Raw genomic sequence first — 25,197 nt, forward strand, 5'->3', positions numbered from 1 at the left:
TGGCTGTTCTCGTTTTCAAACAAGAATCAGTTGCATTGACTATAACGAGACGGGCGGGGTAGCGCGATTGCGTAAAAATAATGCTCGGGTCAGTTCAGAATGACCAACGCCGGGTACTCATGCAGCTGTGCCGAGGTGATGTGGGCCAGCGCGCGCAGGGTTTCCAGCGGCTGGTCGAGGCGGTAGTTGCCAGTGACGGCCACGTCTTCCAGCTGCGCATTGCGGTTGATGATCCAGCCGGGGTAGTAGCGCCGCACTTCGGCCAGCACCTGGCTCAAGGGGCAGTTCTCGAACACCAGGCGGCCATCGATCCACGCCAGGTCCTTGTGCATGTCGGGGCGCTGGCGTTGGCCAAAGCCCTGCGGGCCGACGCTGATGCTGTCGCCGGCACTCAGGCGAATGCGCTGGTCGCGGGCCCCCTGCAGGTCGACATCGCCGCGTTGCACCCGCACTTGAGCCTCGCCGTCCAGGTAGCGCACGGCAAAGTCGGTGTCGCGCACCTGGGCACGCAACGGCCCGGCTTCTACCTCCAACGGCAGCACGTCCTCGGGTACCTGGAAGTAGGCCTCGCCTTGCAGCAGGCGGGCGACCTGGCGGCCATCGCGGCGGTCGCTGGCAAAGGCCGAATTGGTGTTGAGCAGCACTTTTGCGCCGTCTTCCAGTTGCAGGCGCTGGCGCTCGCCTACCACGGTCAGGTGGTCAGCCTGCAGGCGCATGGGCAGGTTACCGACGGTGAACAGCCCGACCAGCAGCACAGCTGCAGTGGCCAGGGGTTTCCAGTGGCTGCGCAGGCGCCCGCGCCATGAGCGGCGCTGCAGCTGGTGCATCTGCGCGGCCGCGTGGTGCAGTGGGGCACCGTTCCACAGCGCTTCTGCCTCGACATAGGCCTCGGCGTTTTCGGGAGCCGCGCTCAGCCAGGCTTCGAAAGCCTGGGTATCTGCAGCGTCGGCACATTGCAGGCGCACCAGCCAGTCCAGCGCCTCGTCCATGGCACGAGCACGGGCGCTGGGCCCGGCGGGTGACGGGCGAGGGGCGGGGCTGTCGGTCACGGGAAATCCTTGAATGGTTTTTCGCGAATGATCAAGGCTAAGGCGGGGTGTGGCAAGGGCTTTGCGTAACCGCCGGGCAGCGGTCGGCTACTTGAGGCGGTCGGCGACACCCATGCAGATCGCCATGATGAGTTTCAGCTCCTTCTGCACCGTGCTGGGCGACACATTCAGCTGTTCGGCGATTTCCAGGTAGGTGGCGCCATGCAGCCGGCTGAGGATGAAGATGCGCTGCTGGCGCTCGCTCAGTTGGTTGAGGCTGATGCTGAGTTGCTTGAGCAGTTGCTCGGCATGGGCGGCGTCCTCGCTGCTGGTGGCGGGGGCAGCCACACTGTGCAGGACCTCGTCGGGCACGTCGTCGACCAGCATCCGTGCCTGCACCCGGCGTGCGCGCAGATGGTCCAGTGCCAGGTTGCGCGCGGTCTGGAACACGAACGGCTCGATATGCTCGATGGGCCGCTCGCCCAAGGCGCGGGACACCCGGAGGTAGGTTTCCTGCAGCAGGTCTTCGGCCGTGCTGGGGTTACCGACCATGCGTTGCAGGGTGCGCAGCAGGGTAAGGCGCTGGACGAGGAAGACGGAGTTGAACCGGTACTGACTCACGGGGGAACCTGGTCGACGAAAGGTTAATGATAATGCTTATCATCTATGCCGAAGGTCAAGTGTGGAAGTGTTAGGAAAAGGTAAAGATTGTGAGTCTGCGACCTGGCCCAGCCTCATTTTTGGAGCAATTGCCTTGCTCAAAATCTGAAGGGTTGCGCGATCACTGTGGGAGCGGGCATGCCCGCGATCACGGGCGAAGCCCGTGCCATCCACCGCGTGGCCTGCTTCGCGGGCAAGCCCGCTCCCACAATGGTCGCGTCAGCCTGCCCGGCTTAGAGCCAGGCAGTTATCCAGCATCCGGTTGCTGAACCCCCACTCATTGTCATACCACGCCAGCACCTTGAGCATGCGCCCATTGGCACGGGTATGGTTGGCATCGAAAATGGACGACAGCGGGTTGTGGTTGAAATCGCAGGAAACCAACGGCAAGGCGTTGTAGCCCAGTACCCGGGAATGCTTGCTGGCTTCAAGGAACAGCTGGTTGACCTGCTCGGCCGTGGCCTCGCGCTTGAGGTTGACGGTGAGGTCCACCAGCGACACGTTGATCACCGGCACCCGCACCGCCATGCCCGTCAGCTTGCCGGCCAGCTCCGGCAGCACCAGGCCCACGGCCTCGGCAGCGCCGGTCTTGCTCGGGATCATCGACTGGGTGGCCGAGCGCGCGCGGTACGGGTCGCTGTGGTAGACGTCGGTCAGCACCTGGTCGTTGGTGTAGGCGTGAATCGTGGTCATCAGGCCTTGCTCGATGCCGAACTCGCGGTGCAGCACCTGGGCAATCGGCGCCAGGCAGTTGGTGGTGCAGGAGGCGTTGGAAATGACCTGGTGCGAAGCACGCAGGATGTCATGGTTGACCCCGTACACCACGGTGGCATCGGCACCCTTGGCCGGCGCCGAAACAATCACCTTGCCAGCCCCTGCGGCCAGGTGTGCAGCGGCCTTGGCACGGTCGGTGAACAGCCCGGTGCATTCGAACACCACGTCGATCGCCTCGGCCTTCCAAGGCAGTTCGGCCGGGTTGCGGATGGCACTGACCGCGATACGGTCACCATTGACCGTCAGGCTTTCGTGGTCGGCCTCGACCGTGGCGTCGAAGGTGCCGTGTACGCTGTCGTACTTGAGCAGGTGGGCATTCATGGCGCTGTCGCCCAGGTCGTTGATGGCGACGACCTGCAGGTCCTGGCGGTAGCCTTGGGTATACAGTGCGCGCAGGACGTTGCGCCCGATGCGGCCGAATCCATTGATGGCGATGCGTAGGGTCATGGCAGTACCTCTGGCAGTCCGAGTGAAACCTGTGGCAAAAAGGAGCTTCACTGAAACGGTTTTGTTGTTGGAATTACAAGATTATTCACTGGCCGATAGAAAACAAGCCTTTTTAGTGGCAGTATTTTGTTTAAACATACAACGAGTGGTCGGGCGATGTGCCTCCACCGATGCAGCGGGCTCCTTACCTTGAGCCTAGGCCGCAATCGTTTGGAGGGGAAATGCCTGGTAAACCGCCCTTACAATTAGCCTGGAGTCCAGTACATGCATCCGCGCATCCTTGAGGTCACCCAACGGCTGGTCGAACGCAGTCGTGCCACCCGCGAACGCTACCTGCAGCTGATTCGCGGTGCGGCCAGTGAAGGCCCCATGCGTGCCAGCCTGCAGTGCGCCAACTTCGCCCACGGCGTGGCCGGTTGCGGCAGTGAGGACAAACAGACCCTGCGCCTGATGAACGCGGCCAACGTGGCCATCGTCTCGGCCTACAACGACATGTTGTCTGCCCACCAGCCGTACCTGCACTTCCCCGAGCAGATCAAAAAGGCGCTGCGCGAAGTCGGCTCGGTCGGCCAGTTTGCCGGTGGCGTGCCGGCCATGTGCGACGGCGTTACCCAGGGCGAGCCAGGCATGGAGCTGGCCATCTCCAGCCGCGAAGTCATCGCCATGTCCACTGCGGTAGCGCTGTCGCACAACATGTTCGACGCCGCGCTCATGCTGGGCATCTGCGACAAGATCGTCCCCGGCCTGATGATGGGGGCGCTGCGCTTCGGCCACCTGCCGACCATCTTCGTCCCTGGCGGGCCGATGGTGTCCGGCATCTCCAACAAGCAGAAGGCCGACGTGCGTCAGCGCTATGCCGAAGGCAAGGCCAGCCGCGAAGAGCTGCTGGAGTCGGAGATGAACTCCTACCACAGCCCTGGCACCTGCACCTTCTACGGCACCGCCAACACCAACCAGCTGGTGATGGAAGTGATGGGCCTGCACCTGCCGGGTGCTTCGTTCGTCAACCCGTACACGCCGCTGCGCGACGCCCTTACCGCCGAGGCCGCGCAGCAGGTCACGCGCATGACCAAGGCCAGCGGCAGCTTCATGCCGCTGGGCGAAATCGTCGATGAGAAGGCGCTGGTCAATTCCATCGTCGCCCTGCACGCCACGGGCGGCTCGACCAACCACACCTTGCACATTCCGGCGATTGCCCAGGCGGCAGGCATCCAGCTGACCTGGCAGGATATGGCCGACCTCTCCGAAGTGGTGCCGACCCTGTCGCACGTCTACCCCAATGGCAAGGCCGACATCAACCACTTCCAGGCTGCCGGTGGCATGGCTTTCCTGATTCGCGAGCTGCTCGATGCCGGGCTGCTGCACGAAGACGTCAACACCGTGGCCGGCCATGGCCTGCGCCGCTACACCCAGGAGCCGTTCCTCGACAACGGCAAGCTGGTGTGGCGCGAAGGGCCGCTGCAGAGCCTGGACGAAAGCATCCTGCGCCCGGTCGCGCGGCCGTTCTCGGCTGAAGGTGGCCTGCGGGTGATGGAGGGCAACCTGGGCCGTGGCGTGATGAAAGTGTCTGCCGTCGCCGCCGAGCATCAGGTGGTCGAGGCCCCGGCGCGAGTGTTCCACGATCAGCAGTCGCTGGCCGACGCGTTCAAGGCCGGCGAGCTGGAGCGTGACTTTGTCGCGGTGGTACGTTTCCAGGGCCCGCGTTGCAACGGCATGCCCGAACTGCACAAGCTCACGCCGTTCCTCGGGGTGTTGCAGGACCGTGGCTTCAAGGTGGCGCTGGTCACCGACGGGCGCATGTCCGGTGCCTCGGGCAAGATCCCGGCGGCGATCCACGTATGCCCCGAAGCCTATGATGGCGGCCCGCTGGCGCGGGTGCGTGATGGTGATATCGTGCGGGTCGACGGTGTCGAAGGCACGTTGCGGGTGATGGTGTCGGCCGAAGAACTGGCCAGCCGCGACCTGCCGCCAGCGCCTGAGGGCAACGACCTGGGTTGCGGGCGCGAGCTGTTCGGCTTCATGCGCATGGCGTTCAGCCCGGCAGAGCAGGGCGCCAGTGCCTTTACTTCGGCCCTGGAGAACCTCAAATGAAGGACCTGCTGGTTGGCGACATCGGCGGCACCAATGCCCGTTTTGCGTTGTGGCGTGACAACCAGCTGCATGAAGTCAAAGTCTTCGCCACGGCGGATTACACCAGCCCGGAGCAGGCCATCGAGGCCTATCTGCAGAGCCAGGGCATTACCCGTGGCGGCCTGGCGGCGGTATGCCTGGCAGTGGCCGGGCCGGTCGATGGCGACGAATTTCGCTTCACCAACAACCACTGGCGCCTGAGTCGCGCGGCCTTCTGCAAGACCTTGCAGGTCGAGCGTCTGTTGCTGATCAACGATTTCACGGCCATGGCGCTGGGCATGACCCGTCTGCGTGAGGGCGAGTTCCGCGAAGTGTGCCCAGGCCAGGCTGACCCGTCGCGGCCGGCGCTGGTGATCGGGCCGGGCACAGGCTTGGGCGTGGGGTCGCTGCTGCGCCTTGGCGAACAGCACTGGCAGGCCTTGCCGGGGGAGGGTGGGCATGTCGATCTGCCGGTTGGCAATGCCCGTGAAGCGGCGATCCATCAGCAAATCCATGGGCAGATCGGCCATGTCAGCGCTGAAACCGTACTCAGTGGTGGCGGCCTGGTGCGCCTGTATCAGGCAATCTGCGCGCTGGACGGCGACACACCCAGGCACACAACCCCCGCGCAGGTCACCGATGCCGCGCTGGGCGGTGAACCGCAGGCGCTGGCGGTGGTCGAGCAATTTTGCCGGTTCCTTGGGCGTGTGGCCGGTAACAATGTGCTGACGCTGGGCGCGCGGGGTGGGGTTTATATTGTTGGCGGTGTGATCCCGCGCTTTGCCGAGTTGTTTTTGCGCAGTGGGTTTGCGGCGAGTTTTGCCGACAAAGGCTGTATGAGCGGCTACTTCGCTGGCGTGCCGGTGTGGCTGGTGACGGCGGAGTTTTCCGGGTTGCTGGGGGCCGGGGTGGCCTTGCAGCAAGCGCTGGATCACTGACAGGGGCCGCAAAGCGGCCCCTGTAAAAACAGGCAACAAAGACCTGTAACCAACAAGAGGAAGGACCACCTTGAGCACTGCCGGCAAATCGATCCTGATGGTCGACGACGACCAGGAAATCCGTGAACTGCTGCAAACCTACCTGAGCCGTTCCGGCTTCCAGGTGCATGCCGAAGCCGACGGCAAGGGCTTTCGCCATGCGTTGGAAACCACGCCCTGCGATCTGGTCATCCTCGACGTCATGCTCCCTGACGAAGACGGCTTCAGCCTGTGCCGCTGGGTACGCCAGCACCCGCGTCAGGCGCGGGTGCCGATCATCATGCTCACGGCCAGCTCCGATGAAACCGATCGGGTCATTGGCCTGGAGCTAGGCGCTGACGACTACCTGGGCAAACCCTTCAGCCCTCGCGAACTGCAAGCGCGAATCAAGGCCCTGCTGCGCCGTGCCGAATTCGGCACGGCGGCACCCGGCAATGCCGTGCTGGCCTTCGATGACTGGCGCCTGGACACGGTCAGCCACCGGCTGTTCCATCGCGACGGCGAAGAGGTGGTTCTGTCGGGCGCCGACTTTGCCCTGCTCAAGCTGTTCCTCGACCACCCGCAGCAGATTCTCGACCGCGACACCATCGGCAATGCCACCCGTGGCCGCGAGCCCATGCCGCTGGACCGCATTGTCGACATGGCGGTCAGCCGCTTGCGTCAGCGCCTGCGCGATACCGAAAAACCACCCCGGCTGATCCGCACGGTGCGCGGCAGTGGCTACCTGCTGGCGACGCATGTCTGCACTGCGCCCTGAGCGGCACTGGCGCTTGCTGCCGCGTTCGCTGCTGGGGCGTATGCTGCTGCTGACCCTGTTGGTGGTGCTGTTGGCCCAGGGCCTGTCGAGCATCATCTGGGTGGCCCAGCTGCGTGCCAGCCAGTTGCAGGGCCTGCGTGCCAGCGCCAGCAGCCTGGCCCACTCGATGAGCGCCAGTGTCAGTTACTTCCGTTCGCTGCCGGTGGCCTACCGGCCCTTGGTGCTCGACCAGTTGCGCAGCATGGGGGGGACGCGCTTTTTCGTGTCACTCAATGCCAAACCCCTGGATATGCCGGTGCTGCCCGTTACCCCGCGCAAGCAGGCGGTGATCGATGTGTTCCAGCAGGTGCTGCATGAGCGCCTGGGTTCGCAGATGGACATTTCCGTGGAATTCGTCGGGCCCGATGACCTGCGCATCTTCAACAGCGGCCTGAAGCTCGACGAGCTGCCACGTTCCTGGGCGCATTACTCGTTAACCCTGGAACCGCTCAACCCGCCGGTGCTGGTAACGCAGATCCGCCTGGGCGAGGGCGAGTGGCTGTACATCGCCTCGCTGTTGCCCGAACCCTACACCAGCCTTGAGGCCGAACGCCTGCCTCGCCAGCAGATCGGTTTCATCGTGCTCACCACGGCCTTGCTGTTGTTGTTCATCGGCTTGCTGGTGCACTGGCAAAGCTGGCCGCTCAAGCGCCTGGCGCGGGCCGCGCGGGAGATGTCGCTGGGCGCCGATGTGGCGCCTGTGGCCGAAGGCGGTGGCAGCGAGGTGGTCGAGGTGGGCCGGGCGTTCAACAGCATGCGCGAGCGCATCAGCCGCTACCTGACGGAGCGCAGCCAGCTGTTCAGCGCCATTTCACATGACCTGCGCACCCCGATTACACGCCTGCGCCTGCGCGTCGAACTGCTGGAGGACGAACACTTGCAGGCCAAGTTCAGCCAGGACCTGGATGAACTTGAACTGCTGGTCAAAGGCGCCTTGCAGTGTGTGAAAGACACCGACATCCACGAAAATATCGAGCCGGTGGACCTCAACCAGGTGCTGGAAATCCTGGCCGAGCCCTACCTGCGCGATGGCCGTATCACGGTTGAAGGCCGCGCGCTTGCGCCATACCCCGGCAAGCCGCTGGCGCTGCGCCGCTGCATCGGCAACCTGATCGACAACGCCATCAAGTATGGCGAGCGGGCACGGTTGCGCATCATCGACAGTGCCGAGGGGTTTGTGCTGCAGGTGGACGATCAAGGGCCGGGCGTGCCGCAGCAGCAGCTGGAGCAGGTGTTCGAGCCGCATTTCCGTCTGGCCGCGCAGCAGCAGGGTTATGGGCTGGGGCTGGGGATTGCCCGCAACATCGCCCACAGCCATGGGGGTGAGGTGAGCCTGCTGAACCTGAGGGAGGGTGGTTTGCGGGTGACCTTGTATCTGCCGCGTGGCGTGGAGTGAGTCTGTGTATGGCGTGCGCCGGCAATGTAACCAAACGATGACATTCACGCATCGCTTCGTTACCTGGCGAGGTGGGCAGTCTGTTTAGACTTCAAGCAACGCAAGCGCTCGACTTGCACGGTATAACAACAAGAAAGGTGCTTCGATGAATTCCACGCTCCGGCTCGCTGCCGCAATCTCCCTGGCTTCCCTACTCCCGCTCAGTGCCCACGCTGCCGAACCCAAAGGCACTGTCGAAGTCGTGCATTGGTGGACTTCGGGGGGTGAAAAAGCTGCTGCCGATGTGCTCAAGGCCCAGGTCGAAAAAGACGGCTTTACGTGGAAAGATGGTGCCGTCGCGGGTGGTGGCGGTGCCACGGCCATGACCGTGCTCAAGAGCCGCGCTGTAGCCGGCAACCCACCGGGTGTCGCGCAGATCAAAGGGCCTGACATTCAGGACTGGGCGGCCACCGGCTTGCTCGATGGCGATGTGCTCAAGGAGGTGGCCAAGGCCGAACAGTGGGACACACTGCTCGACAAGAAAGTCGCCGACACCGTGAAGTACGACGGTAACTACGTCGCCGTACCGGTAAACATCCACCGTACCAACTGGCTGTGGATCAACCCGGAAGTCTTCAAGAAAGCCGGTATCGACAAGGCGCCCACCACCCTTGACGAATTCTACGCCACTGCCGACAAACTCAAGGCTGCCGGCTTCATCCCGCTCGCCCATGGCGGCCAGCCGTGGCAGGACAGCACCGTGTTCGAAAGCGTGGTGCTGTCGGTAATGGGCGTTGATGGCTACAAGAAGGCCATGGTCGATCTCGACAGCGCCGCGCTGACCGGCCCGGACATGGTCAAGGCGTTGACCGAGCTTAAAAAGGTCGCCACCTACATGGACCCGGACGGCAAAGGCCAGGACTGGAACCTGGAAGCGGCCAAGGTCATCAACGGCAAGGCCGGCATGCAGATCATGGGTGACTGGGCCAAGAGCGAGTGGACCCTGGCGAAGAAAATCGCCGGCAAGGATTACCAGTGCGTGCCGTTCCCCGGCACCGAAAAGGCCTTCCTCTACAACATCGATTCGCTGGTGGTGTTCAAGCAGAACAACCCCGGCACGGCTGCCGGCCAGCAGGACATTGCCCGCAAGGTGCTGGGTGAGGACTTCCAGAAGGTCTTCAGCACCAACAAAGGATCGATCCCGGTGCGTAACGACATGCTGGCCGACATGGCCAAGTATGGCTTTGATACCTGCGCGCAGGCGTCTGCCAAGGACTTCCTGGCGGATGCCAAAACCGGCGGCCTGCAGCCAAGCATGGCGCACAACATGGCCACCACGCTGGCCGTGCAGGGCGCGTTCTTCGATGTGGTGACCAACTACATCAACGACCCCAAGGCCGACCCGGCCGATGCGGCGAAGAAACTGGCGGCGGCGATCAAGGCTGCCCTGTAACCGCTATTCGCGGGCGAGCCCGCTCCCACAGGTCTGGCGCCCTGCCTAAGACCTGCGGCGAGCAGGGCCCATGTGGGAGCGGGCTTGCCCGCGAAGCGGTGCATCGCACCGCCATTACCTCGGAATCCGACCTATGACCACAACCACCGCCCAACTGCGGGCCTCACCCCTGGACGCGCTTCAGCGCTGGCTGCCCAAACTGGTGCTGGCACCCAGCATGTTCATCGTCCTGGTGGGCTTCTACGGCTACATCCTCTGGACCTTCGTGCTGTCCTTCACCACCTCGACCTTCCTGCCCACCTACAAATGGGCCGGCCTGGCGCAATACGCCCGGCTGTTCGACAACGACCGCTGGTGGGTGGCCAGCAAGAACCTGCTGCTGTTCGGTGGCCTGTTCATCGCCATCAGCCTGGCCATCGGTGTGTTGCTGGCAGTGTTGCTGGACCAGCGCATTCGCCGCGAAGGCTTCATCCGCACCATTTACCTGTACCCCATGGCACTGTCGATGATCGTCACCGGCACCGCCTGGAAGTGGCTGCTCAACCCCGGCATGGGCCTGGACAAGCTGCTGCGTGACTGGGGCTGGGAGGGCTTTCGTCTGGACTGGCTGATCGACCCCGACCGGGTCGTGTACTGCCTGGTGATCGCGGCCGTGTGGCAGGCCTCGGGCTTCATCATGGCGATGTTCCTGGCCGGCCTGCGCGGTGTCGACCCTTCGATCATCCGCGCTGCGCAAATGGATGGCGCCAGCATGCCGCGCATCTACTGGACCGTGGTACTGCCCAGCCTGCGCCCGGTGTTTTTCAGTGCGCTGATGATCCTTTCGCACATCGCCATCAAAAGCTTCGACCTGGTGGCGGCGATGACCGCTGGCGGCCCGGGTTACTCATCCGACCTGCCTGCGATGTTCATGTACGCCTTCACCTTCAGCCGCGGCCAGATGGGCATGGGCTCGGCCAGTGCCATTCTCATGCTCGGGGCGATCCTGGCGATCCTCGTGCCTTACCTGTACTCGGAGCTGCGGAGCAAACGCCATGCATAGCCCTGTCGAAAAGCCCGTGCTCAGCATGAGCCGTATCGCCATCCACGCGGTGCTGCTGCTGGCCGTGGCGCTGTACCTGGTGCCGCTGGTGGTGATGCTGCTGACCAGCTTCAAGTCCCCGGAAGACATCAGCACCGGCAACCTGCTGAGTTGGCCGCAGGTGATCACCGGCATTGGCTGGGTCAAGGCCTGGGGCACGGTCAGCGGTTACTTCTGGAATTCGATCATGATCACCGTGCCGGCCGTGCTTATCTCCACCGCCATCGGCGCGCTGAACGGCTATGTGCTGTCGATGTGGCGCTTTCGCGGCTCGCAGTTGTTCTTCGGCCTGCTGCTGTTCGGCTGCTTCCTGCCGTTCCAGACCGTGCTGCTGCCGGCCTCGTTCACCCTTGGCAAGCTCGGCCTGGCCAGTACGACTGGCGGCCTGGTGCTGGTGCACGTGGTCTATGGCCTGGCCTTCACCACGCTGTTCTTCCGCAACTTCTATGTGGGCATCCCCGATGCGCTGGTCAAGGCTGCACGCCTGGACGGTGCCGGCTTCTTCACCATTTTCCGCCGCATCATCCTGCCGATGTCCACGCCCATCATCATGGTCTGCCTGATCTGGCAGTTCACCCAGATCTGGAATGACTTTTTGTTCGGTGTGGTGTTCTCCAGTGGCGACTCGCAACCGATCACCGTGGCCCTGAACAACCTGGTCAATACCAGTACCGGGGCCAAGGAGTACAACGTCGACATGGCGGCGGCGATGATCGCCGGCCTGCCAACCCTGCTGGTGTACGTGGTGGCAGGCAAATATTTCGTCCGCGGGCTCACCGCCGGCGCGGTCAAGGGGTAAGTCATGGCAACGCTCGAACTTCGCAATGTGAACAAGACCTACGGCAGCGGCCTGCCGGATACCCTCAAGGACATCCAGCTGTCGATCAAGGATGGCGAATTCCTGATCCTGGTCGGCCCCTCCGGCTGCGGCAAATCGACCTTGATGAACTGCATCGCAGGCCTTGAGCAGATTACCGGTGGCGCGATCCTTATCGATGACCAGGATGTCAGCGGCATGAGCCCCAAGGACCGCGACATCGCCATGGTGTTCCAGTCCTACGCGCTGTACCCGACCATGAGCGTGCGCGAGAACATCGAGTTTGGCCTGAAGATCCGCAAGCTGCCCCAGGCCGCCATCGACGAAGAGGTTGCGCGGGTGGCCAAGCTGCTGCAGATCGAGCACCTGCTGGCGCGCAAGCCGGCGCAGCTGTCCGGTGGCCAGCAGCAGCGCGTAGCCATGGGGCGGGCGCTGGCGCGGCGGCCGAAGATTTACCTGTTCGACGAACCGCTGTCCAATCTCGATGCCAAGCTGCGCGTCGAGATGCGCACCGAAATGAAGCTGATGCATCAGCGCCTGAAAACCACCACCGTGTACGTCACCCATGACCAGATCGAGGCCATGACCCTGGGCGACAAGGTGGCGGTGATGAAGGACGGCATCATCCAGCAGTTCGGCACCCCCCAGCAGATCTACAACGACCCGGCCAACCAGTTTGTCGCCAGCTTCATTGGTTCGCCGCCGATGAACTTCATTCCGGTGCGCCTCACGCAGCAGGAGGGGCGCTTGTTGGCCGTGCTCGACAGCGGCCAGGCACGCTGCGAGCTGCCCTTGGGCGTAGCCGGTGACGAACTGGAGGGCCGCGAGATCATCCTCGGCATCCGCCCCGAGCAAATTGCCTTGGGCACCGTCGAGGGCAACGGCCTGCCGGGCATTCGTGCCGAGGTGCAGGTAACCGAGCCCACCGGGCCAGACCTGCTCGTATTCGTCACCCTCAACCAGACCAAGGTGTGCTGCCGCCTGGCGCCCGATGTGGCGTGCCGGGTGGGGGACACCCTCAGCCTGCAATTCGACCCGGCCCGGGTGCTGCTGTTCGACGCCCAAAGCGGCGAACGCCTGCACCTGGCCAGCACTGCAGCAGCTGCAAAGGACAACGTGGCTCACTTCAAAGGCCGTTGACTCGTCTACACCATCAATAAGAAAAAAGAGGACGCAAAGGGATGGAACAGCGCAAACGCATCAGGACATTGGGCTCGCTGGCACTGCTCGCCGTTGTCGGCAGCAGCGGCGCGCAGGCTGCCGAGGCCTTTTCCAGCGAATCGAAATGGATGACCGGCGATTGGGGCGGCACCCGCACTGAGCTGCTGGAGAAGGGCTACGACTTCACCCTCGACTACGTCGGCGAGGTGGCCGGCAACCTTAACGGCGGCTACAACGACGACAAGACAGCGCGCTACAGCGATCAGTTTGCCCTTGGTGCACACCTGGACTTGCAAAAGATCCTTGGCTGGCACGATGCCGAGTTCAAGCTGGCGATCACCGAGCGCAGTGGCCGCAACCTGTCCAACGACCGTATCAGCGACCCACGCGCCGGGCAGTTCAGTTCGGTGCAGGAGGTGTGGGGCCGCGGCCAGACCTGGCGCCTGACCCAGATGTGGTTCAAGCAGAAATACTTCGACGGTGCGCTGGATGTGAAGCTCGGCCGGTTCGGCCCGGGCGAGGACTTCAACAGCTTCCCGTGCGACTTCCAGAACCTGGCCTTCTGCGGCTCGCAGGTGGGTAACTGGGTGGGCGGTATCTGGTACAACTGGCCGGTCAGCCAGTGGGCGCTGCGGGTTAAATACAACATCACCCCGGAATTTTTCGTCCAGGTCGGTGCCTTCGAGCAGAACCCCTCCAACCTGGAAACCGGCAACGGCTTCAAGCTAAGCGGCAGCGGTACCAAGGGCGCGATCCTGCCGGTCGAGGCGGTATGGTCTCCCAAGGTCAATGGCCTGCCGGGCGAGTACCGCCTGGGCTACTACTACAGCACGGCCAAGGCCGACGATGTCTACGACGACATCAACGGCAACCCCCAGGCGCTGACCGGCGAGGCCTTCAAGTCCCACTCCAGCAAGCATGGCTGGTGGGTGGTGGCGCAGCAGCAGGTCACTGCCCATGCGGGTGACGTCAACCGTGGCCTTAGCCTGTTCGCCAACTTCACCGTGCACGACAAGGCCACCAACGTGGTCGACAACTACCAGCAGGTGGGGCTGGTCTACAAAGGCGCCTTCGATGCCCGGCCCAAGGACGACATCGGCTTCGGCGTGGCGCGTATTCATGTGAATGACGACGTGAAGAAGCGTGCCGAACTGCTTAATGCCCAGAGCGGTATCAGCGATTACGACAACCCAGGCTTCGTGCCGCTGCAGCGCACCGAGTACAACGCCGAGCTCTATTACGGCTTTCACGTCACCAACTGGCTGACCGTGCGGCCCAACCTGCAGTACATCAAGAGCCCTGGCGGGGTGGACGAGGTGGACAACGCGCTGGTCGCAGGATTGAAGATTCAGTCGTCATTCTGAGGGCAATTGTTGTAAATTTACGCCAATCCCTTTTCGGTTCCCGGCACCCACTGGCCTGCAGTGGGTGTCAGGGATAGGCCGAGACAGCGCTATCTCAAACAACAAGAGCTCTGAACCATGCCCGAACATCCGCTCCATCGCTTCTTTTCCTCGCAGCGGCCCAGGCCGACATTCGAGTGGGAGCGTTACCAGCAGCGCGATGTGCTGATCATCGATCACCCCCGTTGCCAGGCGGTATTCAGTCGCCAGGGCGCGCAACTGCTGCACTTTCAGCCAGCGGGTGAGCGCCCCTGGCTGTGGTGCGCCGAGCAGTGGCCGCAGGTGGGGGCGATACGTGGTGGCGTGCCAGTGTGCTGGCCGTGGTATGGCCGCCACCCCAGTGAGGATTTGTGGCCAGCCCACGGCTGGGCACGGTTGCTGGACTGGAAGCTGGTGGACAGCCGCGAGGACGAGGAGGGCGTGACCCTGAAATGGCGGCTGGACCTGTGTGACTGGCAGGTAGACCTGCATGCCCGGCTGGGTAGCCGCATGGAACTGAGCCTGAGCACCGAACATCAGGACAGCGAACCCTGCCAGTTGAGCCATGCGCTGCTAGCCTACTGGCGCATCAGTGACGTGTCCGAGATAGCGCTGTCCGGGCTTGAGGACATCGAAGGTTACGACCGCTTGAACCGCCAGGCCTGCCGAGAAGATGGCGCGCTGAAGCTCAAAGGGGGCTGCCAGAAGGTCTACCCCGGCACACCGCGTGTGCAACTGCAGGACCCGGCCTGGCAGCGTGAGCTATGCATCGATACGGGTGACAGCGACGATACCGTGGTCTGGCACCCGGGCAACCGCCCGTTGATGGGCGTGACCGGCCGCGAAACTCAGCATTTTGTTTGCGTCGAGGCGGCCAGCGGCAGTGGCGAGGGCCTGAGCCTGGCGCCGGGGCAGCGTGCCCACCTGCGCTTGCAGGCGCACCGGCTCAGTTGAGTTCGTCGTCCTCGATCGGGTAGCGGCTGGCGTTCAGGCTTTCCTTGATCTTGCGCAAGTGTGGCTGGAAGTCCACGCCGCGGCGCAAGGTCATGCCGGTGGCCAGCACATCGAGCACCGTCAGCTGAATGATCCGCGAAGTCATCGGCATGTAGATGTCGGTGTCTTCCGGCAGCGGAATGTGCAGGCTCAGGCTGCAGGCGTTGGCCAGTGGCGAGCCGGCGGCGGTCAGGCCCAGTACCGAGGCGCCGTTTTCACGGGCCAGGCGTGCCACTTCGACCAGTTCGCGGGTGCGCCCGGTGTAGGAAATGATCACGAACAGGTCGCCGGTGTGCGCCACCGAGGCCAGCATGCGCTGCATCAGCACGTCAGCATGGGCCGACACGGCCAGGTTGAAGCGGAAGAACTTGTGCTGCGCGTCCAGGGCTACCGGCGCCGAGGCGCCCAGGCCGAAGAAGTGGATCTGCCGGGCCTGGATCATCATGTCCACGGCGCGGCTGACCTGTTGCGGGTCCAGTTGCTGGCAGGCGCTGTCGAGCGAGGCGATGGCACTGGCGAAGATCTTCTGGGTGTAGGCGGCCGGGTCATCGTCGGCCTCTACTGCGCGGCTGACGTAGGCGGCGCCGCTGGCCAGGCTCTGTGCCAGCTGCAGCTTCAGTTCGGGGTAGCCGCTGACGCCGAACGAGCGGCAAAAGCGGTTGACGGTCGGTTCGCTGACCTTGGCCGCCTGGGCCAGCGCAGCAATGCTGAAACGGGTCGCTTGTTGCGGGTTGAGCAGGATGACTTCGGCGACTTTGCGTTCGGCCTTGTTCAGCTCGTCGAGGCGTCCCTGGATCTGCTCCAGGAGGTTTCGCACGCGGTCCATGGGTGTGTCCTTGGGTCGGGAAGACAGCCGGCTGTGGAAGCAGCAGGCTTTTTGCACGGTCGTCTATCGTACTGTCGGCGCGGTTGGCGTACCACTTGTCTGTAACACTTGTGTGTAATGTTGTGGTTTTTACTACATTATCCCTTGAAAACCGCATGTGAAAGCGGTATTCCTAGACCAACTTTAGGAAAGAACCAACATCATGGCTGCGATCAGTGTCGAACCTTGCACCTTTGCCCTGTTTGGCGCCCTCGGCGACCTGGCATTGCGCAAGCTGTTTCCTGCGCTTTACCAGCTTGACCGGGCCAACCTGTTGCACCCGGACACCCGCCTGTTGGCGCTGGCCCGCGAAGCCGGCAGCGCGCAGGAGCACCTGAACAGCATCGAGGCGCACCTGCGCCGGCATGTGCCCGAGGCGGATATCGAGCCAGCAGCGCTGGGACGCTTTCTCGCCAGGCTGAAATACCAGCATCTGGATTTTCTTCAGCCCGAGGGCTATCAGGCCCTGGCCGAGCAATTGCCAGGCGAACTGCCGCTGATCGCTTACTTCGCCACGGCGGCAGCGGTGTATGGGGCAATCTGTGAAAACCTCGACAAGGCCGGGCTGGCCCCGCGCACCCGTGTGGTGCTGGAAAAGCCTATTGGCCACGACCTGGAGTCGTCGCGTCGGGTCAACGATGCCGTAGCACGGTTCTTCCCCGAAAGCCGGGTTTACCGTATCGATCACTACCTGGGCAAAGAGACGGTGCAAAACCTCATTGCACTGCGTTTCGCCAACAGCCTGTTCGAAACCCAGTGGAACCAGAATTCCATCTCCCATGTGGAGATCACCGTCGCCGAAAAGGTCGGTATCGAAGGCCGCTGGGGCTACTTCGACAAGGCTGGCCAACTGCGTGACATGATCCAGAACCACCTGCTGCAGCTGCTGTGCCTGATCGCCATGGACCCGCCCAGCGAACTGTCGGCCGATGCCATTCGCGACGAGAAGGTAAAAGTGCTCAAGGCCCTGGCACCGATCACCGGCGACGGGCTAAGCACCCGTGTGGTGCGTGGCCAGTACATTGCCGGCTACAGCGAAGGTAAACCGGTGCCCGGCTACCTGGAAGAAGACAACGCCAATGCCCAGAGCGACACCGAAACGTTCGTCGCACTGCGTGCCGACATTCGCAACTGGCGTTGGTCGGGCGTGCCGTTTTACCTGCGTACCGGCAAGCGCATGCCGCAGAAACTGTCGCAGATCGTTATCCACTTCAAGGAAACGCCGCACTACATCTTCGCCCCGGAACAGCGTTTGCAGATCGGTAACAAGCTGATCATCCGCCTGCAACCGGACGAAGGCATTTCTTTAAGGGTAATGACCAAGGAGCAGGGCCTGGACAAGGGCATGCAGCTGCGCAGCGGCCCGTTGCAGCTGAATTTTTCCGACACCTGGCGCAGTGCGCGGATTCCGGATGCCTACGAGCGCTTGCTGCTCGAAGTGATGCGTGGCAACCAGAACCTGTTCGTGCGCAAGGATGAAATCGAATATGCCTGGAAATGGTGCGACCAGTTGATCGCCGGCTGGCGTAATGCGGGCGATGCGCCCAAGCCTTACGCGGCGGGCTCCTGGGGGCCGATGAGCTCGATTGCACTGATCACACGCGATGGGAGGGCGTGGTATGGGGATATCTGAATTGAAACTGCCAGCGGCTGTGAAGGTACACACGCTGGCAGATGCCAAGGCGCTGGCCGCCACTCAAGCCCACGACGTGGCCGAGCGCCTGCGTGCGGCGATTGCTGCCAAGGGCCAGGCCTGCCTGGTGCTGTCCGGCGGCCGCAGCCCGGTGCCGTTCCTGGAGAAGCTGGCCAGCGAAAACCTGGACTGGTCCAAGGTCACCGTCAGCCTGGCCGATGAGCGCTGGGTGCCCGTGGAGCACGCCGACAGCAATGCTGGCCTGCTGGCCCGCCACCTGCTCAAGGGTGCAGCGGCCAAGGCCCGCTTTGTTGGCCTGTACCAGCAGGCGGAGAACCTCGAAGCCGCCGCGCTCAAGGCCGACCAGGCCTTGGCCGGGCTGCCACTTATCGATGTGTTGGTGTTGGGCATGGGCGACGATGGCCATACCGCCTCGCTGTTCCCGGCCAGCCCCAACCTGGAAGCAGGCCTGGACCTGTCCAGCCCGCGCCGCTGCCTGCCGTTGCTGGCACCGAGCGTGCCGCACCAGCGCCTGTCGATGACCCGCTCGCTGCTGGCCAGTGCCGCCTTTACTGCGCTGTCCGTGCAAGGCCAGGGCAAACTCGCTACCCTGCGCGCCGCGCTGGCTGGCAACGACCTCACTGAAATGCCGATTCGCGCTTTTCTTCACGACCCCCTGGACATCTACTGGTGCCCATGAGCCAAGGATCCACAGTCATGACCACCCTTGAACGCCCACAGCCCAAGCTCTCGATGGCCGATAAAGCCGCGCGGATCGATGCCATCTGCGAAAAGGCGCGCATCCTGCCGGTGATCACCATCGCCCGTGAGGAAGACATCCTGCCACTGGCTGATGCCCTGGCCGCTGGCGGCATCCGTACCCTGGAAGTGACCCTGCGCTCGCAGCATGGCCTGAAGGCCATCCAGGTGCTGCGTGAACAGCGCCCGGAGCTGTGCGTTGGTGCCGGTACCGTGCTTGATCGCAGCATGTTTGCCGCCGTTGAAGCGGCGGGCGCGCAATTCGTTGTTACCCCGGGCATTACCCAGGACATTCTCGAAGCTGGCGTGGACAGTGAAATCCCGCTGCTGCCGGGCATCAGCACCCCGTCCGAAATCATGATGGGCTACGCCCTGGGCTACCGCCGCTTCAAGCTGTTCCCGGCGGAAATCAGCGGCGGTGTTGCAGCGATCAAGGCCTTTGGCGGGCCGTTCGGTGATATCCGCTTCTGCCCTACGGGCGGCGTGAACCCGGCCAACGTGCGCAACTACATGGCCTTGCCCAATGTGATGTGCGTGGGCGGGACCTGGATGCTCGACAGCGGCTGGATCAAGAACGGCGACTGGGCGCGGATCGAGGCGTGCAGTGCCGAGGCGATGGCGTTGCTGGACGCCAACTGAATTTGTTGTGTGCTTTACGGCTTATGGGGCGCTTGGTCGGCGCCCCTTTTTTTGCCTGTCATTCTTGTAGGGCCAGAACAGGCAACAAAAAAGCCCGCATCAAACGATGCGGGCTTTTTCATTCATCACACCAGGGCTCAGGCCGCCTTCGCTTCCTGCTGGCTCAGCGAGCGGTTCAGCGCGCTGAACAGCGCCTTGAAGCTGGCGGTGGTGATGTTTTCATCGATACCCACACCATGCACCGGACGGCCACCGGCCACGCGCAATTCAATGTAGGCAGCAGCCTTGGCATTGGTGCCTGCGCCAATGGCATGCTCGTTGTAGTCCATGATCTCCACCGAGATCGGCAGGCCGGCTACCAGGGCTTCCAGGGCGCCGTTGCCCTTGCCGCGCCAGTGCAGGGTGGTTTCCCCTTCGCCGGCGACTTCCACTTCCACGGCGCTGTGGCCGTTTTCTTCCTGCAGGCGGTGGCTGACCAGCGCGTACGGCGCGTTGGCCTGGAGGTATTCCTTGTGCAGCAGGCTGTAGATCTGCTGGGCGGTCATTTCCAGGCCCAGGCGGTCGGTTTCACCCTGGACGACCTGGCTGAATTCGATCTGCATGCGGCGTGGCAGGCTGATGCCGTATTCCTGCTCGAGCAGGTAGGTGATGCCGCCTTTGCCCGACTGGCTGTTGACGCGGATGACCGCCTCGTAGCTGCGGCCGATGTCGGCCGGGTCGATTGGCAGGTACGGCACTTCCCAAAGCTCGCCTTCCTGCTGCTTGGCGAAGCCTTTGCGGATGGCGTCCTGGTGCGAGCCGGAGAACGCGGTGTGGACCAGATCGCCCACATACGGGTGACGTGGGTGCACCGGCAACTGGTTGCACTCTTCGACCACTTTGCGCACGCCGTCGATGTCGGAGAAGTCCAGCAACGGGTCGATGCCTTGGGTGTAGAGGTTCAGTGCCAAGGTCACCAGGTCGACGTTACCGGTACGCTCGCCGTTGCCGAACAGGCAGCCTTCGGCGCGGTCGGCACCCGCCATCAGGCCCAGTTCGGTGGCGGCGATGCCGGTGCCGCGGTCGTTGTGGCAGTGCAGGCTGATGATCACGCTGTCGCGACGGCTGACGTTGCGGCAGAACCACTCGATCTGGTCGGCGTAGATGTTCGGCGTAGACACTTCCACCGTGGCCGGCAGGTTGAGGATGATCTTATGCTCAGGCGTCGGGTTCCACACCTCGATGACTGCGTCACAGACTTCCTTGGCGAACTCCATTTCGGTGGCGCTGAAGGTTTCTGGCGAGTACTGGAAGGTCCACTGGGTTTCCGGCTGCTGGGCAGCGTACTTGACGAACAGCTTGGCCGCGTTCACCGCGATGTCCTTCACGCCTTGCTTGTCCTGGTTGAAGACGATGCGGCGGAACGACGGGCTGGTGGCGTTGTACAGGTGGACGATGGCTTTCTTGGCACCGCGCAGCGACTCGAAGGTTCGGGCGATCAGGTCTTCACGCGCCTGGGTGAGCACCTGGATAGTGGTGTCATCCGGAATATGGCCGTCTTGAATGAGGGTACGCACGAAGTCGAAGTCGGTTTGCGAGGCAGACGGGAACGAGGCTTCGATTTCCTTCACGCCCACCTGCACCAGGGTCTTCCAGAAGCGCAGTTTCTTCTCCGAATCCATCGGCTCGATCAGCGACTGGTTGCCATCACGCAGGTCGGAGCTGCACCAGATCGGCGCGGCAGTGATGGTCTTCGAGGGCCAGGTGCGGTCAGGCAGGTCGATGGTCGGGAAAGCGCGGTACTTCTTCGAAGGGTCTTTGAGCATGGTCATGGAAGCAATCCTTTTGTGTGCGGCCGAGATCGGGCCTGCCGAGCGATAACGAGATGAAGAGGCGAGGCGACGCGATTCAACCTGGTAGTCGGGCGCTGACCAGGCAGAGGCTGCGATGTTGTCGGAGCAGGATGAGGGTGCTGAAGGTTTTCATGCCCTCAAACTTAACCAGTGGGGTGGGGGATGGCAAGCGTTCGAGGAAAATTGAGAGGAATGCTTAAAAAAAGTTCTTTTGCGAGATTTTATCGCTGGAATTTTCTGAATGATTATTGAATGTTGCGCGGTATTTTTCGATTGCGCAACACGGCGGAATTGATGTCGGCAGTGCTGGCCTCTTCGCGGGCTTGCCCGCTCCGCAGGTACAGCGCGGCCTTCGAGAGCGGCGCAATACCGGTGGGAGCGGGCATGCCCGCGAAGCAGGCGCCGCCGATACTAGGGCTGGAACGCCCCAATGAATATCGCCGGATCCACCCGCGCGTCATTCAGGCTGACGTTCCAGTGCATATGCGGCCCGGTCGCCCGCCCGGTGGAGCCCACACGCCCGACCACCTCGCCACGACGCAGCTGCTGCCCCTCCTGCACATCGATCTTCGACATGTGGCAGAACATGCTGATGAAGCCCTGCCCATGGTCGACGAACACTGTGCGGCCATTGAAGAAGTAGTCCCCCACCAGAATCACCTTGCCATTGGCCGGGGTCTTGATTGGCGTGCCCGCCGGCACCGCGAAGTCCAGCCCGGCATGCGGGTTGCGTTCTTCGCCATTGAAGAAGCGGCGCACGCCAAACTTGCTCGACAGCGGGCCGTTGACCGGCTTGTCGAGGATCAGGTTGCTCGGCAGGCTCGGGCTGAAACTGCGGTAGGCCTTGATCTGCTCGGCCAGTTCGCGGTCGATGCGCTTGAGGTCGGCCGGGTTCGGGTTGACCTGGCGGGTGTTCTTCAGGGTGATGCGCTGCTCGGGGTATTTCTTGCTCCCCACGCTGAAAGGCAGCGTGCGACCGCCCTGGTTCAACGTGGCAGTGCCGGGCTTCTGGGTCAGCGGGATGCCGACGATGGCCAGCCAGGTATCCTGCTCCTTCACCACCAGCACCGGCTTGCCGTCGAAGCGGGCACTGGGCGCGCTGGCGGCGGGGCCCAGGTCGACCACCGCCACGCCGCCGGGCACCGGCTTATTCAATATGCGGGTGATGTAGCTGGCCTGAGCGCCGCCGGCCAGCAGCAACAGGGAAAGGGCAAGCAGGGGCGCAAGCAGGCGGGGCATGTGTCAGTCCAGTAGTGAGAGGGTGACCGGGGTCAGGTGGTTGTCTTCGACCCGCACCAGCAGCTCGCCTTCGTTCAGGCGAGCGGTCAGGCGCTGGCCGTTGCGGGTCTGTTCGGCGCTGCGGATGGCCTGGCCTTGTTCATCCAGCAAAATGCTGTAGCCGCGGGCGAGGGTGGCCAGCGGGCTGACCACCTGCAAGGTTTGCAACTGAGCCTGGAAGCGCTGGCGGCGATCTTTGAGCACGTCGCGCATGGCCCGTGGCAGGCGCTCGGCCAGGCTGTCCAGGCGCTGACTCAGCAGTTTCAGGGTACGCCCCGGATGCTGTGCGGCCAAGCGCGTCTCCAGGCGTGCCAGGCGTTCGCGGCGCTGGTTGAGGCTGAGCATGAAGGCGCGGCGCAGATGCATGTCCAGGTCGTCCAGGCGCTGGGCCTGCTGGCGCAAACGCTCGCCCGGGTGGCGCAGGCGCCGGGCCAGGGAATCCAGGCGCAGGCGGTCGTGGGTCAGGCGGTTCTGCATGCGCAGCAGCAGGCGCCGTTGCAGGCCATCCAGGCGTTGCTGCAGGCCACTGTTGTCGGGGGCCAGCAGTTCGGCGGCAGCAGACGGTGTGGGCGCGCGCACGTCAGCGACAAAGTCGCTGATCGACACATCGGTTTCATGGCCCACGGCGCTGACAATCGGCGTGACGCAGGCGGCAACCGCACGCGCCACGGCTTCTTCGTTGAAACACCACAGGTCTTCCAGCGAGCCGCCTCCGCGGGCCAGGATCAGCGCATCGAAACCGAGGCTGTCGGCGAGGCGGATGGCACGCACGATCTGCGCGATGGCCTCGCGCCCCTGTACCGCTGTCGGGATCAGGTTCAGCTCTACCTGGGGGGCACGGCGGCCGAACACACTGATGATGTCGCGGATCACTGCACCGGTGGGTGACGTGATGATGCCGATGCGCTGTGGGTGGGCCGGTAGCGGCTTCTTGCGTTCGGCGCTGAACAGCCCCTCGGCACCGAGCTTTTCCTTGAGGGCTTCGAATGCCAGGCGAAGTGCGCCATCGCCGGCCGGCTCGACGGTGTCGAGAATCAGCTGGTAGTCGCCACGCCCCTCGAACAGTGAAACCTTGCCGCGCACACGAACGGCAAGGCCGTCTCGCAGGGCTTGGCGTACGCGGGTGGCATTCTGCCGGAACAATGCACAGCGCACCTGAGCGCCGCTGTCCTTGAGGGTGAAGTACATGTGGCCGGACGCGGGGCGGGCGAGGTTGGAAATCTCGCCTTCCACCCACACGCTGCGGAACACGTCTTCCAGCAGCACGCGGGCGCGGCCGTTGAGTTGGCTGACGGTAAGGACCTCACGGTCCAGGCCGAGTCGTTCGAAGGGGTCTTTGATCATGGCGGGCATCATAAAGGACATCGGCCCCGGTTGTCTGTCCCGGCCCTATCGCCTTCACGAACTGGCGCACCATCTGCCCTACGTCACGTCGGCAAGCCAGCGCTACGGTGCTCTCGCAGCCCCCTTCCAGCGCCACGAAACTGACCGAAGCCGGCGCAATTTCACGCATGCACGCTGGCAGTAACGCCACCCCGAAACCCGCCTGAATCAGCTGCAATTGCGTAGTTTTGCGCGACAGCACCTGCGCCGCGCGCGGAAAGAAGCCGGCCGCCATGCACAACGAAGCCGACAGGTAACTCAGCCCGCCACGGTCCCGGTGCGGGATGGAAATAAAGCGTTCTTCCCTCAATTGCTCCAGTTGAACGTGCGGCGCGTTGGCCAATGGGTGCCCAGCAGCGACCGCCAGCAACAGCGGTTCGCTGAACAGTTCATGCAGCACCACGCCTTCGTGCTGGCGCAGCACCGGCAAGCGCAGCAGGCCGATATCCAGCCGCCCGGCCGCAATATCCTCCAACTGGGCCTCCGACGACTGCTGCGCGATCTCCAGCGAAACCCCCGGGTTTTCCCGCAGATAGTCCCCCAGGCGAGCCAGCAACGGGCCGATCAGCGGCACGGTGCTGGAATGGTTCAGGCGCAGGCTGCCCTGCAACCCCTCGCCAATGTCGCGCGTAACGCGCTCTGCTTGCGCCAGGTCGGCCAGCAAGCGGCGAGCCCGTTCGAGAAAGGCCTGCCCGGCTAGCGTCAGGCGTGGCAGGCGTGCTGTGCGTTCGAACAGTGGCGTGCCCAGTTGCTGCTCCAGCTCCTTGATCTGCCGGCTTAGCGCCGATTGTGCGATGTATAGCCGTTCGGCGGCGCCGCTGAAGCTGCCACACTCGGCAATTTCCACGAAGTAACGCAACTGGCGGATCGACGTCATGTCATGCCTTTTCAAGATAGCTATGGCGATAAAGGCATATTAGCCGGCATGGCTCATGGCTGGCTAACCTTGGCCTGTCTTTTCAGGAACTGCTGCCATGCTTGCCCAACTGTCGTTTTCCGGCCTTGACTGGCTGCCCATCCTGTTCGGTGTCGGTGCCGCCTACATCGTTTTTGGCATCGCCGGTTTCGGCACGGCGCTGGTGGCCGGCCCTGTGCTGATCCACTTCATGCCGTTGTCACGCATCATTCCGCTGTTGGTGCTGCTGGACTTCGTTGCCGCGTTTGGCAACCTGCTGCCATCGCGCCGGGACGTGGTGCGCAGCGAGTTGCTGCGGCTGCTGCCGTTCATGGCGCTGGGCTGCGCGCTGGGCGTGGTATTTCTTCTGCAACTGAAATCCGACCTTTTGCTGCTGCTGATGGGCTTGTTCGTCACGGCCTACGCGCTTTACGGGTTGGCGGTGAAGGTGCGGCCGGCCCGGTTGTCTGGCGTGTGGGCGGTGCCGATGGGTACGGCAGGTGGTTTGTTCGGTGCGCTATTTGGCAGCGGCGGTTTCTTGTACGCCCTTTACCTGAGCGCACGGCTGGAGGTAAAGGAGCAGGTTCGTGCCACCCAGAGCGCGCTGATCAGTTGCAGCACGGTGGTGCGCCTGACGCTGTTCCTGGTCGCCGGTGTCTATGCCGACCAAAGCTTGCTGCTGCTTGCCGTCTGCTTGCTGCCGGTCATGTTCGTCGGCCTTTGGCTGGGGCGCAGGCTGACCCACCGGCTGTCCCGTGAGGCGTTTGTACGCTTGGTCACCTGGCTGGTGCTGGCCAGCGGGTTGGCGTTGATCGGTCGCTACCTGAGCGCCTGAGCGGTAGAATTGCGTCATTACCGCA

The 25,197-nt window shown here is 63.3% G+C and carries 22 protein-coding genes; 14 read left to right on the forward strand and 8 right to left on the reverse strand.

The annotated features are described in order from the left end of the window. Positions 1-89 precede the first annotated feature (89 nt). The 3 genes from ACF8R4_RS14400 to gap form a co-directional block, all read right to left on the reverse strand. The gene (locus ACF8R4_RS14400) at positions 90-1,049 is read right to left on the reverse strand and encodes a FecR domain-containing protein (protein WP_104834045.1); all 960 of its coding nucleotides are present in this window, start codon (positions 1,047-1,049) and stop codon (positions 90-92) included. Between the two features lie 87 nt (positions 1,050-1,136). Further along, entirely contained in the window at positions 1,137-1,649 is a 513-nt protein-coding gene (locus ACF8R4_RS14405) for an RNA polymerase sigma factor (RefSeq protein ID WP_060497436.1), read from the reverse strand. Positions 1,650-1,907: 258 nt separating this feature from the next. Continuing rightward, positions 1,908-2,909 (reverse strand): type I glyceraldehyde-3-phosphate dehydrogenase, encoded by a 1,002-nt coding sequence (gap, locus tag ACF8R4_RS14410; protein ID WP_060497435.1) that lies wholly within the window; start codon positions 2,907-2,909, stop codon positions 1,908-1,910. Between the two features lie 264 nt (positions 2,910-3,173). Here gap and edd point away from each other — a divergent pair, with 264 nt between their 5' ends. From edd to ACF8R4_RS14460, 10 genes are all read left to right on the forward strand, one after another. Next, positions 3,174-5,000 (forward strand): phosphogluconate dehydratase, encoded by a 1,827-nt coding sequence (gene edd, locus ACF8R4_RS14415; RefSeq protein ID WP_392492756.1) that lies wholly within the window; start codon positions 3,174-3,176, stop codon positions 4,998-5,000. After that, positions 4,997-5,956, forward strand: a complete 960-nt coding sequence (locus ACF8R4_RS14420; protein WP_060497433.1) for a glucokinase — start codon at positions 4,997-4,999, stop codon at positions 5,954-5,956. Before edd ends, ACF8R4_RS14420 begins: the two co-directional genes overlap by 4 nt. Positions 5,957-6,026: 70 nt before the next feature. Continuing rightward, on the forward strand, positions 6,027-6,752 hold the full coding sequence (gene gltR / locus ACF8R4_RS14425; protein ID WP_060497432.1) for a two-component system response regulator GltR: 726 nt from the start codon (positions 6,027-6,029) through the stop codon (positions 6,750-6,752). After that, positions 6,733-8,187: an ATP-binding protein gene (locus ACF8R4_RS14430; protein WP_104834046.1), complete on the forward strand. Its 1,455-nt coding sequence runs from the start codon at positions 6,733-6,735 to the stop codon at positions 8,185-8,187. Before gltR ends, ACF8R4_RS14430 begins: the two co-directional genes overlap by 20 nt. 145 nt (positions 8,188-8,332) lie before the next feature. Beyond that, entirely contained in the window at positions 8,333-9,619 is a 1,287-nt protein-coding gene (locus ACF8R4_RS14435; protein ID WP_392492758.1) for an ABC transporter substrate-binding protein, read from the forward strand. Between the two features lie 133 nt (positions 9,620-9,752). Further along, positions 9,753-10,661, forward strand: coding sequence for a carbohydrate ABC transporter permease (locus tag ACF8R4_RS14440; protein WP_019098213.1), 909 nt, complete (start codon positions 9,753-9,755; stop codon positions 10,659-10,661). Beyond that, on the forward strand, positions 10,654-11,499 hold the full coding sequence (locus tag ACF8R4_RS14445; RefSeq protein WP_392492761.1) for a carbohydrate ABC transporter permease: 846 nt from the start codon (positions 10,654-10,656) through the stop codon (positions 11,497-11,499). Before ACF8R4_RS14440 ends, ACF8R4_RS14445 begins: the two co-directional genes overlap by 8 nt. A 3-nt stretch (positions 11,500-11,502) precedes the next feature. After that, positions 11,503-12,657, forward strand: a complete 1,155-nt coding sequence (locus ACF8R4_RS14450) for an ABC transporter ATP-binding protein (RefSeq protein WP_060497428.1) — start codon at positions 11,503-11,505, stop codon at positions 12,655-12,657. Positions 12,658-12,698: 41 nt separating this feature from the next. Further along, positions 12,699-14,042, forward strand: a complete 1,344-nt coding sequence (locus ACF8R4_RS14455) for a carbohydrate porin (RefSeq protein WP_060497427.1) — start codon at positions 12,699-12,701, stop codon at positions 14,040-14,042. A 117-nt stretch (positions 14,043-14,159) separates the two neighbouring features. Further along, on the forward strand, positions 14,160-15,014 hold the full coding sequence (locus tag ACF8R4_RS14460; protein ID WP_104834050.1) for a D-hexose-6-phosphate mutarotase: 855 nt from the start codon (positions 14,160-14,162) through the stop codon (positions 15,012-15,014). On the opposite strand, the gene hexR is transcribed toward ACF8R4_RS14460, so the two are convergent. Continuing rightward, positions 15,007-15,870, reverse strand: a complete 864-nt coding sequence (gene hexR, locus ACF8R4_RS14465; protein WP_169774905.1) for a DNA-binding transcriptional regulator HexR — start codon at positions 15,868-15,870, stop codon at positions 15,007-15,009. The two genes, ACF8R4_RS14460 and hexR, sit on opposite strands and share 8 nt — an antisense overlap. 211 nt (positions 15,871-16,081) lie before the next feature. On the opposite strand from hexR, the gene zwf reads away from it, so the two are divergent. The 3 genes from zwf to ACF8R4_RS14480 are packed head-to-tail and all read left to right on the forward strand — an operon-like array spanning position 16,082 to position 18,949. Then, entirely contained in the window at positions 16,082-17,551 is a 1,470-nt protein-coding gene (gene zwf, locus ACF8R4_RS14470) for a glucose-6-phosphate dehydrogenase (RefSeq protein WP_104834051.1), read from the forward strand. Then, positions 17,538-18,251, forward strand: a complete 714-nt coding sequence (gene pgl / locus ACF8R4_RS14475) for a 6-phosphogluconolactonase (protein WP_392492763.1) — start codon at positions 17,538-17,540, stop codon at positions 18,249-18,251. Before zwf ends, pgl begins: the two co-directional genes overlap by 14 nt. 17 nt (positions 18,252-18,268) lie before the next feature. Continuing rightward, positions 18,269-18,949, forward strand: coding sequence for a bifunctional 4-hydroxy-2-oxoglutarate aldolase/2-dehydro-3-deoxy-phosphogluconate aldolase (locus ACF8R4_RS14480; RefSeq protein ID WP_019098216.1), 681 nt, complete (start codon positions 18,269-18,271; stop codon positions 18,947-18,949). Positions 18,950-19,086: 137 nt separating this feature from the next. Here ACF8R4_RS14480 and leuA read toward each other — a convergent pair whose 3' ends face one another. The 4 genes from leuA to ACF8R4_RS14500 all read right to left on the reverse strand — a co-directional run bounded on the left by leuA (position 19,087) and on the right by ACF8R4_RS14500 (position 24,319). Next, positions 19,087-20,760, reverse strand: coding sequence for a 2-isopropylmalate synthase (gene leuA, locus ACF8R4_RS14485; protein ID WP_060497425.1), 1,674 nt, complete (start codon positions 20,758-20,760; stop codon positions 19,087-19,089). Between the two features lie 432 nt (positions 20,761-21,192). Continuing rightward, positions 21,193-22,020, reverse strand: coding sequence for a M23 family metallopeptidase (locus ACF8R4_RS14490; protein WP_164524999.1), 828 nt, complete (start codon positions 22,018-22,020; stop codon positions 21,193-21,195). 3 nt (positions 22,021-22,023) lie between these two features. Beyond that, the gene (gene xseA, locus ACF8R4_RS14495; RefSeq protein WP_156867083.1) at positions 22,024-23,403 is read right to left on the reverse strand and encodes an exodeoxyribonuclease VII large subunit; all 1,380 of its coding nucleotides are present in this window, start codon (positions 23,401-23,403) and stop codon (positions 22,024-22,026) included. Further along, positions 23,363-24,319, reverse strand: coding sequence for a LysR family transcriptional regulator (locus tag ACF8R4_RS14500; RefSeq protein ID WP_374754774.1), 957 nt, complete (start codon positions 24,317-24,319; stop codon positions 23,363-23,365). The genes xseA and ACF8R4_RS14500 overlap by 41 nt, the downstream gene beginning before the upstream one ends. A 97-nt stretch (positions 24,320-24,416) precedes the next feature. Between ACF8R4_RS14500 and ACF8R4_RS14505 the strand changes: the two genes are divergently transcribed. Then, on the forward strand, positions 24,417-25,172 hold the full coding sequence (locus tag ACF8R4_RS14505) for a sulfite exporter TauE/SafE family protein (protein WP_156867082.1): 756 nt from the start codon (positions 24,417-24,419) through the stop codon (positions 25,170-25,172). Positions 25,173-25,197: the final 25 nt, after the last annotated feature.

The organism is Pseudomonas sp. FYR_2, from assembly GCF_043106425.1.
In the GTDB taxonomy this organism is placed as follows: domain Bacteria; phylum Pseudomonadota; class Gammaproteobacteria; order Pseudomonadales; family Pseudomonadaceae; genus Aquipseudomonas; species Aquipseudomonas monteilii.